14 protein-coding genes are annotated in these 16027 nt (G+C 47.1%); 3 read left to right on the top strand and 11 right to left on the bottom strand.

The window, feature by feature from the left end:
• Positions 1-36 precede the first annotated feature (36 nt).
• Positions 37-921 carry a GTPase Era gene (era, locus tag DDZ15_RS03285; protein WP_109644862.1) on the top strand — a complete coding sequence of 295 codons (885 nt, stop codon included), beginning with the start codon at positions 37-39 and terminating at the stop codon, positions 919-921.
• A 682-nt stretch (positions 922-1603) separates the two neighbouring features.
• Here era and DDZ15_RS03280 read toward each other — a convergent pair.
• The 6 genes from DDZ15_RS03280 to DDZ15_RS03255 form a co-directional block, all read right to left on the bottom strand.
• Positions 1604-2269: a response regulator gene (locus tag DDZ15_RS03280; RefSeq protein WP_109644860.1), complete on the bottom strand. Its 666-nt coding sequence runs from the start codon at positions 2267-2269 to the stop codon at positions 1604-1606.
• 64 nt (positions 2270-2333) lie between these two features.
• A complete protein-coding gene (locus DDZ15_RS03275) occupies positions 2334-3782 on the bottom strand; it encodes a PAS domain-containing sensor histidine kinase (RefSeq protein ID WP_109644858.1) in 1449 nt (482 codons plus the stop codon).
• A 190-nt stretch (positions 3783-3972) separates the two neighbouring features.
• The gene (locus DDZ15_RS03270; RefSeq protein ID WP_109644856.1) at positions 3973-4488 is read right to left on the bottom strand and encodes a hypothetical protein; all 516 of its coding nucleotides are present in this window, start codon (positions 4486-4488) and stop codon (positions 3973-3975) included.
• A 63-nt stretch (positions 4489-4551) separates the two neighbouring features.
• Positions 4552-5223 carry a DUF748 domain-containing protein gene (locus DDZ15_RS03265; RefSeq protein ID WP_109644854.1) on the bottom strand — a complete coding sequence of 224 codons (672 nt, stop codon included), beginning with the start codon at positions 5221-5223 and terminating at the stop codon, positions 4552-4554.
• A gap of 1188 nt (positions 5224-6411) precedes the next feature.
• The gene (locus DDZ15_RS03260) at positions 6412-7119 is read right to left on the bottom strand and encodes a PIG-L deacetylase family protein (protein WP_109644852.1); all 708 of its coding nucleotides are present in this window, start codon (positions 7117-7119) and stop codon (positions 6412-6414) included.
• Positions 7120-8183: 1064 nt separating this feature from the next.
• Positions 8184-9113 (bottom strand): ATP-grasp domain-containing protein, encoded by a 930-nt coding sequence (locus DDZ15_RS03255; protein ID WP_109644850.1) that lies wholly within the window; start codon positions 9111-9113, stop codon positions 8184-8186.
• Positions 9114-9280: 167 nt separating this feature from the next.
• Here DDZ15_RS03255 and DDZ15_RS03250 point away from each other — a divergent pair, with 167 nt between their 5' ends.
• On the top strand, positions 9281-9796 hold the full coding sequence (locus DDZ15_RS03250; RefSeq protein WP_109644848.1) for a DUF427 domain-containing protein: 516 nt from the start codon (positions 9281-9283) through the stop codon (positions 9794-9796).
• Positions 9797-9861: 65 nt separating this feature from the next.
• On the opposite strand, the gene DDZ15_RS03245 is transcribed toward DDZ15_RS03250, so the two are convergent.
• Positions 9862-10605 (bottom strand): DUF6090 family protein, encoded by a 744-nt coding sequence (locus DDZ15_RS03245; protein WP_109644846.1) that lies wholly within the window; start codon positions 10603-10605, stop codon positions 9862-9864.
• 174 nt (positions 10606-10779) lie between these two features.
• On the opposite strand from DDZ15_RS03245, the gene DDZ15_RS03240 reads away from it, so the two are divergent.
• Positions 10780-12336, top strand: a complete 1557-nt coding sequence (locus tag DDZ15_RS03240) for a sugar porter family MFS transporter (RefSeq protein WP_109644844.1) — start codon at positions 10780-10782, stop codon at positions 12334-12336.
• A gap of 312 nt (positions 12337-12648) precedes the next feature.
• Here DDZ15_RS03240 and DDZ15_RS03235 read toward each other — a convergent pair whose 3' ends face one another.
• Genes DDZ15_RS03235 through DDZ15_RS03220 form a run of 4 tightly spaced genes read right to left on the bottom strand, consistent with a single transcriptional unit; the run spans position 12649 to position 15904 of the window.
• The gene (locus tag DDZ15_RS03235; protein WP_109644843.1) at positions 12649-13392 is read right to left on the bottom strand and encodes a DUF6090 family protein; all 744 of its coding nucleotides are present in this window, start codon (positions 13390-13392) and stop codon (positions 12649-12651) included.
• A gap of 41 nt (positions 13393-13433) precedes the next feature.
• Positions 13434-14135, bottom strand: a complete 702-nt coding sequence (locus tag DDZ15_RS03230) for a DUF6090 family protein (RefSeq protein WP_109644841.1) — start codon at positions 14133-14135, stop codon at positions 13434-13436.
• 39 nt (positions 14136-14174) lie between these two features.
• The gene (locus tag DDZ15_RS03225) at positions 14175-14888 is read right to left on the bottom strand and encodes a DUF6090 family protein (protein ID WP_146198502.1); all 714 of its coding nucleotides are present in this window, start codon (positions 14886-14888) and stop codon (positions 14175-14177) included.
• Positions 14889-14926: 38 nt separating this feature from the next.
• Positions 14927-15904, bottom strand: a complete 978-nt coding sequence (locus tag DDZ15_RS03220) for a SusF/SusE family outer membrane protein (RefSeq protein WP_242978890.1) — start codon at positions 15902-15904, stop codon at positions 14927-14929.
• Between the last annotated feature and the right edge of the window lie 123 nt (positions 15905-16027).

Below are 16027 nucleotides of genomic sequence, written 5' to 3'. Positions count from 1 at the left end.
TAAAAGCAATTAATCCCGAAAACAAAGATTCTCAAATTGACTGAAGAAACACCTCACAAATCGGGCTACGCAGCCATTATCGGCAAACCCAATGCGGGCAAATCAACCCTGATGAACCGCATTCTGGGGCATAAGATCTCCATTGCAACGCACAAGGCGCAGACCACAAGGCACCAGGTGGTGGGGATCTACTCTGACGACGACACGCAAATAGTGTTTTTGGATACCCCCGGGGTCATCACCCCCTCCTACGAGCTTCAGAAAGCGATGATGAAAACCGTGGAGCGTGCACGTGCTGATGCAGACGTCATTCTTCTCATTTATGACCCAAATGACCGTCACCCAACCGATGAGGTGATTGAGCTGCTTCGGTCCATCAACAAGCCTATTCTGCTGGTGGTGAACAAGATCGACCTGATCAACCGGAAAGAGGCTGAACAGAAAGCGGCACATCTTGAAGACCGCCTGCGTATCCGCTCGATCCATTACGTATCTGCGGTAACCGGTGAAGGGGTAGACGATCTCATTCAGGCGATTCGCGGACTCCTGATGCCGGGACCTCCTTTCTATCCCAAAGAGGATCTGAGTGAGCACCCGGTCCGTTTCTTTGTCTCCGAGCTTATTCGTGAGCAGCTATTCCTGCTGTTTCATGAGGAGATTCCTTACTCCTGTACGGTTGAGGTGGTGAGTTATGAAGCCGGAGAGGATCTGGACCGCATCAGTGCCAACATTATTGTAAACCGTAAGTCACAAAAGGGCATGCTGATCGGCAAGGGAGGCGAAGCCATCAAGCGGCTGGGCATTCGATCGCGCGAATCAATTGAGGAGTTTATCGGAAAGCAGATCTTCCTCGATCTCCACGTTAAAGTGCGCGAAAAATGGCGCGAAAAAGAGAACTGGGTGAGGAATCTGGGGTACTAGGGAGAGTTAAGGTTGAGGTTGAGAAAGAAGGTTGAAGGTTACAGGTTGAATGTTGAAGGTTAAGACGGGCAACTTGTAACCTGCAATATGTAACATGTAACCGCTGTCCGGTTCCGATTCCTCGGGAGCAGCTTCTCAAGACTCCCCTTTCACTTTTCACTTCTCACTTTTAACGTCTGAAGTCTCCCTTCTGCCTTCTGCCTTCTCAATCTTCAAGACTCAAGACTAAAATCTCAAAAAAAAATTCAACCCTCACAGAGCCAAATCTCTCTGTCCTTCAATAGATTCCTATGTCTCACTTCAACCGTTTCTTGGCCTTACATAATTTGCACATCTTGATTTACTTTTACCACGGGTTATATTGATTAAAGAGTGACGTTGCGGCTACGGTTTGCAGCGTACCTTTAGGTCAGCTTGTTCTGCATAACGATCTATATGAAGGCGGTAAAAACGCCTGAATTGTCCGGCCATGCCGGACGATCTAATGATGAGCATGTTGATACCGGAGCCTTTTTCCCGGGAACAGGAGCTGATGGCACCGGATGACGTGAACTACGGTTTATGTTGTCCTGATGAGTGCAGGGATACCCACACGTAAACCTGTATTTTGCCATAGACTCCCCGGGGAGAAGGTTTTTTTTTGCCTTTCATTCTCCGCCTTCATATTGCCGGCTGCATTCCCCTACACCTGCTCCCCGCTTTCAACCCATTTCACCGCATTAAACACCAGCTCGGTTGAATTTTTATACGACATTTTCTCCTTGATGCGCGACCGGTATGTTTCAATGGTTTTCACCGCCAGATGCAGCTGGTCAGCTATTTCATTGCTGCTTCTGCCGCGTCCGATCAGTTCAAACACTTCCAGTTCACGATCACTCAGTATGTCGACGGGTGACTCCAGCACCGGTTTCCGTCCCGACATTGCATTTAGAAGCAACTTTTCGCTGATCTCCTCGCTTACGTAAATTCCTCCGTTCAGCACCTTACGAACGGCTTTCATTAGTACATCGCTCGGTTCGAATTTCATTACATAGCCTTTGGCACCTGCACGGAGTGCACGTTCTGCGTATAGCGACTCTTCATGGCGCGATACCATCAGCATTTTCTGGTCGGGGTTACGGAAAATCACATTCTTTACAAGTTCGATCCCATTCATCCCCGGCAGGGATACGTCCACCACAATCAATTCGGGCTTCACTTCATCGAGTTCGCTTAGAACTTCCTCCGCCTTCTCATACTGCCTCACCACATCATAACCGGGTTCTGTCTCCAGGGTACTGGCCAATCCTTTTCTCATGATCGGGTGATCATCCACGATAACGATCTTTGTTTTTAATGACTGTGCCATGATCTTCTCCTTTCTGTGCTACTGCCGGTTGCTGTTTCTGTTGCCATCACACTCTTCTGCGGTTTTAGAAATACTCCAGATTATTCGGCACCACGCAGCGAACCCTGGTGATTCCTTCTTCCGTACGGTCAATTCCCAAAATCCCACCCATCACGTTCGCCCTGTGCTTCATGATATGAAGCCCGGCCCCATGGCTGCATGGTCCGTCAGAGCCAAATTCAGTTACCTCCGGCTCCCTGTCAAATCCTTTACCGTTATCTTCGACTATAAGAGAAGTGTGCTGAGGATTGGATGAGAGCCGTATCTTCACCATGCTTGCATTTCCATGTTTAATCGCATTGTTGACTGCCTCTTGTGCAATACGGTAGAGATGCAGAGCCATGGAATGATGTTCTATCTCCGTAGGTCCGGTATCTGTCAGCTCCACCCGGGCACCAGTGAGGTGAGATGACCGTTTGGCAAGATTTTCAAGGGCTACCGTAAGGCCATTTGACTCCATATCAACTTCAACCATACCCCTCGATAAAACCCTTGCATATTGATCCGCCTCCTGAATCATCCCTGAAATCTCCTCAACCTCGTCGGCACCGGGAAGCGCATTTGCTGAAAGTTTTCTAGCCAAACCCTCCGAGAGCATTCTGATGCCTGTGAGCATTTGCCCCAATCCGTCATGCAGTTCTCTTCCGATTTTTTTTCTTTCATCCTCACCGATGTTCAGAATCTTCTTTTCGAGGATTCGCCTTCGGCTAATATCCTTAATGATTCCCGTAAAAAGATGTTCACCCTCATTTTTCACTTCGCTCAATGCAAGCTCAATCGGAAATACCGTTCCATCTTTTCTGACGGCCTGCAGTTCACGGCGTTTTCCAATCATATCAGCCTTACCCGACAACAGGTAGCTTAGCATGAATTCATCATGATGTACATTGTGCGGATACGGCATAAGCTTGTTTACATTTTTTCCTATCAGCTCATTTACCTTGTACCCGAATAAGTTGATTACGGCATCGTTTATAATGAGAATTTCTCCCTTCTTGTTCATTACAATCATTGCATCTTCGCTGGTGCGAAAGATGGCATCGGTCAGTGCCAGGTTATCATGAAGACGTTTCTGTGTGTTTTTGAGTTCTCCAATATCTACCATCGAAATCACACAGAATTCCTGTTCTGATGATTCATCCTCTCTGTCGGTATTGGGATAAGAATCGGCTTGCATCAGTTTAAGCCTAACATCCAGCCAGACCCGTTTGCCGTTTTTGTGAACAGCTTTCCATCTCTTATCCATCATCCCCGTTCGGCGGCACTCTTTCAGTATTTCTGGCAGACTTTCGTCTCCATTTGTTTTAAACATCGAGGCAGGCCGGTTCAATACGTCCTTTTTTTTGTATCCCAGAATGTTTTCAGCAGACTGATTCCAGAATTGAACACAGCCCTTCAGATCAGTTACAACTACACCATGAAGAATGCTCTCCAGTATACTGAACTGATAAGACGGTATTTTCTTCTCTTTCATTAATTCAGAACCTCTAACACACAGTTGATACTCTTCAGAGCCGCTCTTTTATTCCGGCTTATTCCATTATCAAAATGTACAAAAAATAATATCCTCTAGTTATAGTCGGATACCTTAATTCCTGATTAGGGATATCCCCCATCCCGCTCAGAGTGGCAATTATTCCGGGATACTCTGGCAAAACCACGACCTACTTATCAGCCGGAGTAAAATCCTGGTTAAACGGATTTGTCTGCGGAACCGTTATACGAACCGCACCGTAATTCGACGCGGTATGACATTGATTGCAGGTCTGGATCAGGGTATTGAAGCGGTTCTCGAACTGCCCGGAGTCTCTGTTATCGATCGCTTGCTCCATAAGCTCAATTTGAGGAGCTATCATAGATTCCATCAGCTCACTCACGTTAATGCCATCGTCTATAATATTCTGCCGAATAATGCCGTCTGTTATCTCTTCAATCTCATGACTGTAGATGTCGGCCAGTTCCCAATTCTCCTGCATACCTGCAAACCACAGTTTCTGCGAATAGAGGTTGATAAAGCTCATGCGATAGATCAGCGCAATCTCAGATTCACCCTCATCAATTTGTTCGCCTGCAGCGGGCGCTTGTTTGTTTTGCTCCCCGGATTGCGAGGTGCATGAAAGGGCCAGAAAAAGTACGGACGTGAAAAAAAGGATGACAGAGAGTTTTAATCTGAAAATCATGGATAGATGATCTTGATTGAAAAAAAGGATAACCGGCTTAAGGTTATCGCCATGTCTCATTGATCAGTTGAAAATGTCCCGGATGGCATCCCGTATCTGCTCTCCGCCGCTTCGCGCTGCGCCGCGGAGTGACTCACCGGCCACACGCTCAGCAATCTCCCGGATCACATCCTCCGCTGCCTGACTCCCTCCTCCTCTGCCGAGATCGTTGAGTTCGATATCGTTGATTTCGACCCGGGCTGTCTGCTCACCTGCAATCTCCGTATAAAGCTCTACTGATCCGCCGGTCATCACAAATCGTTCAATCACGATGGATGCATCCGAAGCTTCACCGGACGGAACATCCCTCATGTGGCTCATGATCTCATTGATATTGTTTTCGGGAACTTTTTGCTCCACATAAACCGAGGGCCCGTTAATCAAAACTTCATGAATCACAATTTCGTCCGAGAACAGTGAAAACAGGTCAAGCTCAATGGAGAAGTCGTCGATCACCATAGCATCGGGCTGCGAAAAGCCGTCCGGATTGGCCACGCGAAAACCGCTGATTTGTCCGCTGCCCGAAAAGGGAGAAATGGATACGCGCTCGACGGTTACGGCTGTACCGGTCATTTCGCTGCCCACCTCCTCAATGCCCGATTTTACAATCAGGTTTACGCTCATGATCAGCGTAATGGCTGCGGCAATCAGAAGGATCAGGATTCCGGCCAGTCCCCATTTTAATGTCTTGCCCATAATAGACCTCTTACCTGTTCAACGTTAATTGAAATACTAAATGGTATTTTTATATGATACAAAACTTCCTGTCAAACTCTGAATTGGGTGGCAGGATGGGATAGGCAACGAATTGAAGTGCAATGATTTGTACATTTGCAACCGAGGTACGGACAGCGTCATATTTTCACTCAGTATTTAATTGTCTGCACCTTCCTGGTTTATTTCAGCGAAACACTGCGGTTTATCTGTCCGTTTAGGGACGACTGTGGCATGAGAATTGGTTCTGCCCTGTGCTTTCTCGCAGAGTTCCGCATCTGAATCGCAGAGTTGCGCAGAGCGACTTGCAGGAATAAACGCCCATCTTCTCAATTACTAAACTATGAAGTAAGGCTGATATTTTTTTCCTCTGTGCTTCTGTGGCTACTCTGCGGTGATAAAAACAGGCAGGCATAAAAAAAGTACCGGAGTACATTTCCCTGAGTCATCTTTTGAAGGATTCGTCAGACAAACAAGCTGCGGAAATTTTCAGCTCTCAGCCGCTAGCACCGTAGTGTTCGTGACTGCTGTACTCATTTGTAATAAGCACAAAATCCGGGTGCGGGTCAAGAAAAAAATCAACAATTTTTCCACAACTTTCCCACACGTTTTCCACAGAGTTATCCACATTGGAAAAGGGGTTTTCACCGCAGAGGCGCGGAGGGAGGGTTTTTAAGTGGTCAGAGACTGGTTGGGGGTAGCCACGGAGCCACGGAGCCACGGAGCCACGGACGCACGGAAGGAGGAAAATCTTCTCCTTAGCCAAATACGACTAAAATAACTTCTGCGATACATCAGCAAAGACTGCCCTTAAGAGGTGCCTATGGCGCGAGAAATAACTATGACCAAACTAGTTCTCGCAAAGAAACGACGCTAAGTAATAACTGCGGGGAAGGTGGAACGCAGAGGCGCGGAAGGCGCGGAGGGAGGGTTTTTTAATGGGTAAAGCCTTGTTGGGTGTAGCCGCGGTTCATCTTTTCACCGCGAAGCAAAACACTTAAGGCTGCCATATTTATTTTGGAACTTCCCTTCGGTTTGAAAAGATGAGCCACACCTAAACCTTCAGTTATGAAAAAGCCACCAACGATTTGAATGGATCATTACCTGAAATTGCTTCCGTAACCCTCACCAAAAAACTCAGCGGCCTTAGCGCCTCTGCGGTGAATTTTATTACAACCCTTCCGAAATTGATGACAGCCGGCCGTCTATGTCCTCGCCGAAGATTTCAAAAGGCACCTCTTTGGTGGTTACCTCTTTCACCTTGCTCGCCTCAATGATTTCCTGGTAGGTTTCGTAGCAATCGAGAGCCTGCCTGAATTTTTCCATGTCCTCCTCGCTGCACATTTCAATAAAAGCGATCTCCTCCTCCGATGAAGCTTCCAGCCTGAATTTTCCGTCCTTCACCACCTCCCCCATTCTGGTGAAGAGGGCAAGGCGTTTGGGATAACCTGCGCCCTGCTCTTCCCGGAGCTTACAGAATACCCGCTTTACCACAGCGTGGGTTACCAGGTGGTCATGAAATCCGCTGATGCCGTGAACGGCGTAGGTCACCAGAATATCGGGACGCAGCCTGTGGATCTGCTCCTCTATCACTTTTTCGATTTCAATTGGATTCATGCGCTTCAGTTCACCGTCAGGCAGATTCAGAACCGTCATACTGCTCAGGCCCAGCGTTTTTTCCACGCACTGCATCTCCCTGAAGCGGACCTCCCCCATTTCTGCCTTATCCACGCCCAGCCGGAATCTCTGTTTGGTGGCTTCACCTTTGGTAAGCGTAAGCAGGTGCACCTCATGACCCTGACGCAGCTGGGCATGCATGGCGGGCGCCGGACCAAAGGATTCATCATCCGGGTGCGGGAATATGTAAAGGATCTTCATTTGAGGCATTTATCAATCAAATCGTTGTAATTTCAGGAATCAAAAACCATCACAATCTTACGGCCTAAAACCCATCTACACAAGAAGCTCTCTTAAATAGACTAAAACAGAATATATCCGCACATTTTAGGGTTTTCTCTTGGGGATCAGCGGTTCATCTTTCCGTTTAGGGACGACTGTGGCATGAGAATTGGTTCTGCCCTGTACTTTCTCGCAGAGTTCCGCAGAGACTACGCAGAGTTTATGCTACTGAAAAAGCAAAAACCGCTAACTAAGAAACATTTAAGTAGGGAATAAATAATTCCTCCGTGTCCTCAGCGGCTCTGCGGTGATAAAAACAGGCAGGCATAAAAAAAGTACCGGAGTACATTTCCCTGAGTCATCTTTTGAAGGATTCGTCAGACAAACAAGCTGCGGAAATTTTCAGCTCTCAGCCGCTCGCACCGTAGTGTTCGTGACTGCTGTACTCACTTGTAATAAGCACAAAATCCGTATGCGGGTCAAGGAAAAAATCAACAATTTTTCCACAACTTTCCCACACGTTTTCCACAAAGTTATCCACATTAATAATGAGGTGTCTACCGCAGAGGCGCGGAGGAAGGGTTTTTAAGTGGTCAGAGGCTGGTTGGGGGTAGCCACGGAGCCACGGAGCCACGGTGGCACGGTGGCACGGAGGTACGGAGGTACGGAAGGAGGAAAATCTTCTCCTTAGCCGGATACGACTAAAATAATTTCTGCGATACATCAGCAAAACCTGCCCTGAAGGGATGCCTGTGGCGCTGGAAAAATATGGCTTATTAGAGTTCTAGCGGATTAACGCAGATAGACCGCAGAAACGCGGAGGTAGGGTTTTTTAATGGGCAATGCCTTGTTGGGTGTAGCCACGGTTCATCTTTTCCCCGCGAAGCGAAACACTTAAGGCTGCCATATTTATTTTGGAACTTCCATTCGGTTTGAAAATATGAGCCACACCTAAACCTTCAGTTATGAAAAAGCCCCCAACGAATTGAATGGATCATTACCTGAAATTGCTCCCGTAACCCTCACCAAAAAACTCAGCGGCCTTAGCGGCTCTGCGGTGCCCCCTCCATGAATTTCGATAGTGCCTCCGCAAAGACTTCCGCCGCTTCCGGGTGCGTTCTCATCCATAGCTCCGGTTCGATCAGCTCCAGCTCCATCACCACCCACTCTCCCTCCAGATTGCGGACCATATCCACACGGCCGTACACCGGCTCGGGATTGCAGGCATCCATCGCCTTTACGGCCAATTGCACCTGTTCCTGCAGGGGTTTGTATTCGTGCACCGTACCTCCGTGATCGTCCTGAACCCGGAAATCCCCCTCTTTGGCCACTTTTCTCACTGCGTGAGTCACCTCTCCCCCGATCACCATCAGCGTATCCTCGCCGGTAGTCATGATCTCGGGGAGGAAAGGCTGCAGAATAAAGGATTCACCGCTTAGCAGTGGACGAATAAATTTTTCTATCTCCGCCGCACTCTCCCGGTTCACCCTGTACGTATGCCGGGCTGCACCGGATACGCACGGCTTGATGACCCCTTCCGTCCAGCCCGACTCCTCCAGGAGGCTTCTCAGGTCGAGAGTGCTCTCTTTCTCAATCATGAGCGAGTCCACGACGGGTATGCCTCTGTTTTCGAGATCCTTCAGGTAGTGCTTATCCATGTTCCATCGTATCAGGGAGATATCATTGCAGAGGCGGGTCAATTTCTCCACACGGTTCAGCCAGAGTGTAAATTCCCTGAAGCGCTCAAAATAGTCCCATGTCGTCCGGAACACCACACACTTGAACGACTCCCAATCCACCTCCGGGTCGGCCCAATCCACCCTTACAGACGTAATGCCCCTCTCCTTCAGGGCCTCTTGAAGCAGCTGATCCTCTTTCAGGATGTTCGCCAGATACCAGTCTCCCTCCGCTGCATGAGAAACTTTGTACGCGCTGCTGGTGAGCAAGGCAATATCACTGTCTTGAGTAGTCATGGGGTATCCTTGTGGGGTTTCGGGTGCAGATTGGTCAGCGTTCTGGTGAATATATCCATTTAATTGATCATGGACAGGCACGAAAGTGAACTGAGCAGATCCCCTATTGGTTTTATAAGTGAAATCAACAGCGACTACTTTTACTCAAACACAACCATCCGCCAGCTATGTGGAAATACACCGGTAACGAGCGCCCGCCATTTGCCATCGAACCTGAGGAAGGTGAGGAATCGGTCTGGGACTATCCGCGGCCCCCGATAACCGATCCGGACTCCCGTACCATTATCGTGGAAGCAGGCGACAGCGTTATCGCAAAAACAAACCGCGCTGTTCGCGTGCTGGAGACGGCCAGTCCGCCAACGTTTTACATACCCCCCGCCGATGTAAACGAGGATCTTCTCGAGAAAGCGTCCGGCAGTTCCTTCTGCGAATGGAAAGGTTCCGCCACATACTGGAACATCACCCTTGATGGACAAAATTTGCGGAAAGTCGCGTGGTCTTATCATAACCCGAGCAGCCGGTTTAAGTTGATTGACGGATACTACTCATTCTATCCCGGGAAAGTACGCTGTTTTGTTGACGGTGAGAGAGTACAGCCTCAACCCGGGCAATTTTACGGGGGGTGGGTCACATCCGAAATTGTCGGCCCCATGAAAGGTGAATCCGGAACCGGTGGGTGGTAACCGGTTTTTCCCCTCATGTGCCTGTTTCAAAAAATGGCTGATCCCCGCAACGTAAATGGGCGAAGTTAATCCATCAGACTTTGTATCTCCCTGTCCACAAGCTCGGAAAGCATGCCCAATTCCTCTCGCTTTTCCTTATAGAGATCATTCAATGATGATGATATAAAACTACGCTCCATCAGTGTATTCAGAAAAAAGGTATCGCTTTGAAGTTTAGTCAGTACATTATCATCAATTACAGACTCGTCAAACAACATTAGATGTCGTGGGAGATTCATTTTCAGATAGCCGGTATACTCATCAAAACTTCGTTTACTGTCCGACTCCCAGGCCCTTATGTTTTTTAAATCCCCTTCCCATACCGCTATTTTCATCCTGATAAAAGGATCCCGGATTACTTCGAGAGCTCCCGACCCGATAATACTTTGAATCGTACCCTCTTTGCTCTGGAAAATGGTGTATCCCGCACTTTCACCGAGCAGCCTCAAAAAAAGCTCCTGGTCGAGGGATGCCGATTCTGCAGAGACAAGAAATGTTAATAAAGAATCATTATACACAGCTACCCGGGAAGTTTTTTCGATTACACGGTCCAGCTCGGCCATATTCTGATCAAGATCCTCTTTAAAACTCTGCAGGTAAAGCAACTCAGTGCTTCGCTCACGGCGCTCTTCATTCCAGTTATTTACCTGAAGTGCAATCAGTATGCCGGTCACAACCAAAAGAATCTCTCCTATTGCATACAAGATGTAACGACCTGTATTCCCCTCACCAATAAATTTTTGCCTGAGGCGCCTGAAAAGTGTAATCATCCGGCTTGATCTGTTTGGAAATTGTAAAAATTAAGCAGTTTATTGTTTCAGATGCAATTCATTATGGCACCATTATGATGAATCTGTTTGGAAAATTTCTTTACGACACCTCATTATTTTCATCTACATTGCGTGCTGATGTGATTCATACGAGACAGACTAAAATCAGATATCATGGGAAAAAACAAATATATCTTTGTGGTGTCGATGGTGGTAGCCCTGGGCGGATTCCTGATGGGCTTCGATGCATCCGTTATTTCAGGTGTCAACAGGTTTATCGAGATCGAATTTGACCTGTCCAAAATTGAGCTTGGGTGGGCCGTTGCCTCCCTGACGCTTACGGCTACACTCTCTATGCTGGTAGCAGGTCCCCTAAGTGACAAAATCGGACGGAAACGTGTCTTGAGCATTGCAGCCATTCTTTACACCATTTCGGCAATCGGTTCGGCACTGGCGCCTTCCTTTATCGTACTGGTGATCGCACGCATGATCGGCGGCCTGGGCGTGGGCGCTTCCCTGATTATCGCCCCCATGTATATCGCGGAGATGGCACCCCCGAAGATTCGCGGCAGCCTGGTCTCCATCAACCAGCTTAATATCGTACTGGGCATCTCGGTTGCTTTTTTTACCAACTATATGGTCCTTCAGCTGGGCCAGTCGGATATGGCCTGGGCACAGGCTCTGCAGTTTGATACCTACAACTGGCGCTGGATGCTGGGCCTTGAAACCATACCGGCCGTGCTCTACTTTATCGGTCTCTTCTTTGTGCCCAACAGTCCGCGCTGGCTCATTATGAAAGAGGAGTACGATTATGCTCTCTCCATTCTGAGCAAGATCAACCCGAAAGAGACGGCGCAGGAAGTGTTCTCTGCCGTGAAAAAAAGTTTTGAAGCGGAAAAAGATCTCAAAAAGAGAACGTTAACTGACCTTTTTAAGCCGGCCCTGAAGCTTGTGCTGCTTGTAGGCGTGGTGATTGGGATTCTGCAGCAGATCACCGGCATCAATGCGGTCTTCTTTTATGCACCCATGATTTTTGAACAGACGGGAATCGGTACGGACGCCTCGTTCGTGCAGGCCATCCTGGTGGGTTTGACCAACCTGGTGTTTACCGTACTTGCCATCCTGTTCATCGATAAAGTGGGCCGGAAACCACTGCTCATATTCGGCGTGAGTGGAATTGCGCTCTGCATGTTTTTACTCTCCTATGAATTCAATAACGCCACCTATACCCTGCAGCCGGACACGGTTACCGAGCTGCCCGCCGAGATCAACCAGCAGCAGCTGAGTGCCATGGTCGGTACCGTGTACGACAACGACCTGGACTATAAACGCGCACTCTCCGAGACGCTGGGCGAAGACGTTGCGCAGACATACGAATCCCAGCTCATCACAACCGCTGCCGACATCAACGCAACGCTTATTCTGATCTGTATCCTGGGATTTGTGGCATCGTTTGCCATTTCACTCGGACCCATTATGTGGGTACTCTTTTCAGAGATTTTTCCCAACTATATACGCGGGCTGGCCATTTCGTTCGTTGGGGTAATCAATTCGGCAATCAGCTTCGGCGTACAACTGGTGTTTCCCTGGGAGCTGGCCAATTTCGGCAGTTCGCTCACCTTTTTGATCTATGGCGTGTTTGCTGCTGCAGGACTTCTGTTTATCATCTTTGTGGTTCCGGAAACGAAGGGTAAATCACTGGAGGAGCTCGAAATCTACCTTGCGAAATGAGTTGGTAAGCTGGCGAACCGGTGATTTAATCAGTCACTGACCGACACCGGGTCATTTTTCATCGGGTTTTTCTTCTTTTTTGGCGGCCTCAAAATATTTGAAGAGCAGTCTCATACCAAGCCGTGCAAAGAGGATGATGGCAATCACCGTGACGATGTCGAAGGTATCCATTGGCTGTGTTTTCCGGGAATATGAATAATTTTTTAACCTGCTGACATTCAAACGGTTAAGTCATATTAAAAACCTGTCGCACGTCGATTCTTTTGCAAGGTACGTATTATTTTTTCAAAACTTTCTATTGACCGCATAGGCTTAACTCCCGGTGTGCTGATCAATGCGTGCAATAATCCGGTTGGCCGTTTGAATCACCGTTTCGGTTTCTTCGAGGGCTATTTGGAGAAAAAATTCACGATTTATCAAAATGTTCTCAAATTCCGGATCCCGAAACAGACCGGAATAATCCGGTTCCGTCCGGGTCTTCCGATCAAATCTATCCATCGGCACATCTCCCAGTAAAGTCATCTTAAAATGTTTATAGATACGATTGAGAGACAAGTATTCTAAAACTTTGGGGATGTAACTATCCGTTTGAAACTCTACCTGGCTTATCTCTCCCTCCACCATATCCTGCACCAGTCCCGGCCAGTTCAGCAGCATGGCGCGAAGCGAATCATCCCGCACTAGGTTGATTCGGCCGGAGTTCAGAAGCACATCCAGTGACCCGGATTGATTGTTGAATGTTGGCGCATACTGCAGGATAGCAAACATACTGTCCAGCTCCGATTCTGAAAACCTCTCGTCAGGAAAAGGTCCGTCTTTTACAAAATCGTCAATGATCTCATTCATCGACTTTCGAAGGCTGTTCAGATAACTAAGCTCCTGAATAGCATCCTGAAAGTCCGTCTTAACATTCTGGAGTACTTCCCGCTCATCGGCCAGCCGCAGGCGCTCCTCATTCCAGTTGTTCACCTGCAGAGCAATCAGGATACCAATCACAACCAGCAAAATTTCACCCACTGCATACAACATATAGGTACGGACTTTTTTCTGTTCCATGAGCGATTTTCGGATATGTCGGAAAAAGCGAAGCAATGCTATTATCTGTCGTTTAATTTTTTCATGGCACCGTTTATAAGATCAAGCAAACGGTAAAATGCAGCATTCTGATTAATAATCTGCACCCTTTTGAGCTTTAGTGCATTATTAATGTACGCGTCATTTCTATAGTCCTCTATAGGTCTGCCTTCCAGTCTGTAATTATTTAGTTCAGGTATGGGGATGGATAAATTTCCGAAGTCTTCATACCTGATCTCATCAAACCGCATCAGATACGGAGTGATCTCCCTGCGGGCATATTCTTTCATCCCAATGTCTGTACCGGTATTGTAGTAGATGTATAAATCATCCACAAACGATTGATCTTTAAGTAATTTAATTTCTCCGGTAGCATTGAGATTGTCAAAAACCGACCGGGATGCTCTGAATTCATTCTGCCAGGCCAATGCAAGCAGCTTAGCTCTAAAATTCACGGCTTCATAGGCTTCAGGGGCATCCATCATGATCTCTGCCGAGTCGATCATAGCCAGCATCGTATTTCCAAGATCAATGGTCTGAATGAGCCTGAGAGAATCAGACCGGAGTGAGGCTTCTATCTTTTCCAGATAAAACTCTTCATTGACCGTATTTTGGCGTTCAACATTCCAGTTATTCACCTGAAGGGCGATCAGGATTCCGATTACCACCAGTAAAATTTCGCCAATGGCGTAAAAAATGTACGTTCGGACTTTATTCTGTTCCATAAGCTGTTTTCGTATGTGACGGAAGAAGCGGAGCATGATCTAGCGTTTTCTTTCAAGACGGATGTGCTCAAGCAAACCTTCGTTATAGGCAATCATGGTTTTATAGCTATTGATGAGAACGTAATAGTCGATCTCCTTGAACAGGACAATATTTTCGAATTCAATGAGCTGATAAATCTTCCTGTAATCATGACTGAATCTGGTTTCATAACCTGAGTGACGATTGAATCCTTCGGTTGCCATAGAGTAATGTTCCACCAAAAACGGGATGATGATATTTTGCACGGAGTGCAGAATGCTGGTTTCCGGCTCCAGCACTTCATCCTGATAAAGAGGTACCCAGGACGTTAGCTGATGTTTGAGCGAATCATTTTGTATGAGGTGAATGCGTCCGGTCACCATCAAATCATTCAGAATCCCCTGATTCACCTCTGCCGTAATCACAGCGTCGAGAGTTTGAATCAGGCTGTCGGATCTTTCTTTGGTAAGCTCCGGAGTGCCGGGGCCTGTGTAACTCAGAATGGAATAGATCGACTTTTGGACATTCTCTGCCCGGGTAATTGCACCCTTGAAAATCTGCTGGTTGCTGCTGATCTCTTCATAGAGGGCATTTAATATAATCTGCTCCTCATTTGCCAGTTTACGTTCTTCATTCCAGTTGTTTACCTGCAGGGCGATAAGAATTCCGATTACCACCAGCAAAATTTCGCCGATAGCGTAAAAAATGTACGTTCGAACTTTATTCTGTTCCATAAGCTGTTTTCGAATGTGGCGGAAGAAACGGAGCATAACTATTCATCCTCAAATGGAGTGATTGAATACCTGTTTGTATCAAAATTCACAACCACTCTGTAAGTACCCTCTCCTACAGAGATATTCTGTCCGTTTGCAGCCAGGGACCTGTCACCTGCGGGAGTAGCACCCCAGTTTGCAACCCACGTATCATTTGCCACAAACTTAATTTCACCATCCTCAAATGAAAATATTCCTTGAAATATGAATCCATCATCCGGGTCAGCTGTAAGGGAAAGTTTATTTGCCGGTTCCCAGCCTGCAGGTAATGCACTTCCAACAATGCCGATATCCTGGTGTATAAAGCTCACATCCGGAAAATAGTCGCGAATTGCATTTCTCAATGAAATATTTTCATCCCTTGCATTCGTCAACCCGACGAGTGCTCCTATTCTCATCACCCTTTGTGTAGTCAATGTAGTTTTTAACTCATTTGAGTTTAGTAGTTGGTAAGCCCGATCAAAGTGTGAATTTGTAAAATGGGCCCTGTAAACATCTGATTGATAATCATTCAGTGCAGGGGATAAAGGCGGTGTTGGAATGTTGTATGAGATCATCAAATCCTCGATAGGTGTTTCCAGAATCCCCGGATCAACATTAAACTGGTTAGAAGCTGTTAATCCATAATTAAAGATCTTATTTGCCAATTTTGACTGTTCAACATTTAACTCTGAATAATCAAGTAAACTCATGTTGAACTCTGCATTTTGGGGAGCTAGTCCCGAGGGAGTCCTTGGTAAGTCAACAAACAGTAATCGTCCGGGCAACTCTTCTCTCCTGTAATAATCCGGGGAACTCAATAAGGTATCCATCATTGATATCTGTTCACCAAAGTAGTCCAGCCTGTATTTTATGATTGCCTCTTCAAGTAGTAAATCATTGTAAACCTTCTCGATGGTAGATTTAAACTTGGTATCCAGTTTACTCTGCTCATTCCAGTTGTTCACCTGGAGCGCAATCAGGATTCCAATCACCACCAGCAAAATTTCGCCGATGGCGTAGAAAATGTACGTTCGGACTTTATTCTGTTCCATAAGCTGTTTTCGTATGTGACGGAAGAAGCGGAGCATGACTGTTCTTTAGTGATTCGATCTTTTTTC

It is taken from the genome of Rhodohalobacter mucosus, from assembly GCF_003150675.1.
GTDB classification, from domain to species: Bacteria; Bacteroidota; Rhodothermia; order Balneolales; family Balneolaceae; genus Rhodohalobacter; species Rhodohalobacter mucosus.
This window is presented reverse-complemented; position numbering and strand designations above follow the sequence as displayed.

Excerpts from the sequence above, each read along its gene's own strand:
- DDZ15_RS03280 (WP_109644860.1), bottom strand. The coding sequence starts at position 2,269 with ATGGCACAGTCATTAAAAACAAAGATCGTTATCGTGGATGATCACCCG.
- DDZ15_RS03275 (WP_109644858.1), bottom strand. The coding sequence starts at position 3,782 with ATGAAAGAGAAGAAAATACCGTCTTATCAGTTCAGTATACTGGAGAGC.
- DDZ15_RS03270 (WP_109644856.1), bottom strand. The coding sequence starts at position 4,488 with ATGATTTTCAGATTAAAACTCTCTGTCATCCTTTTTTTCACGTCCGTA.
- DDZ15_RS03265 (WP_109644854.1), bottom strand. The coding sequence starts at position 5,223 with ATGGGCAAGACATTAAAATGGGGACTGGCCGGAATCCTGATCCTTCTG.
- DDZ15_RS03260 (WP_109644852.1), bottom strand. The coding sequence starts at position 7,119 with ATGAAGATCCTTTACATATTCCCGCACCCGGATGATGAATCCTTTGGT.
- DDZ15_RS03255 (WP_109644850.1), bottom strand. The coding sequence starts at position 9,113 with ATGACTACTCAAGACAGTGATATTGCCTTGCTCACCAGCAGCGCGTAC.
- DDZ15_RS03250 (WP_109644848.1), top strand. The coding sequence starts at position 9,281 with ATGTGGAAATACACCGGTAACGAGCGCCCGCCATTTGCCATCGAACCT.
- DDZ15_RS03245 (WP_109644846.1), bottom strand. The coding sequence starts at position 10,605 with ATGATTACACTTTTCAGGCGCCTCAGGCAAAAATTTATTGGTGAGGGG.
- DDZ15_RS03240 (WP_109644844.1), top strand. The coding sequence starts at position 10,780 with ATGGGAAAAAACAAATATATCTTTGTGGTGTCGATGGTGGTAGCCCTG.
- DDZ15_RS03235 (WP_109644843.1), bottom strand. The coding sequence starts at position 13,392 with ATGGAACAGAAAAAAGTCCGTACCTATATGTTGTATGCAGTGGGTGAA.
- DDZ15_RS03230 (WP_109644841.1), bottom strand. The coding sequence starts at position 14,135 with ATGGAACAGAATAAAGTCCGAACGTACATTTTTTACGCCATTGGCGAA.
- DDZ15_RS03225 (WP_146198502.1), bottom strand. The coding sequence starts at position 14,888 with ATGGAACAGAATAAAGTTCGAACGTACATTTTTTACGCTATCGGCGAA.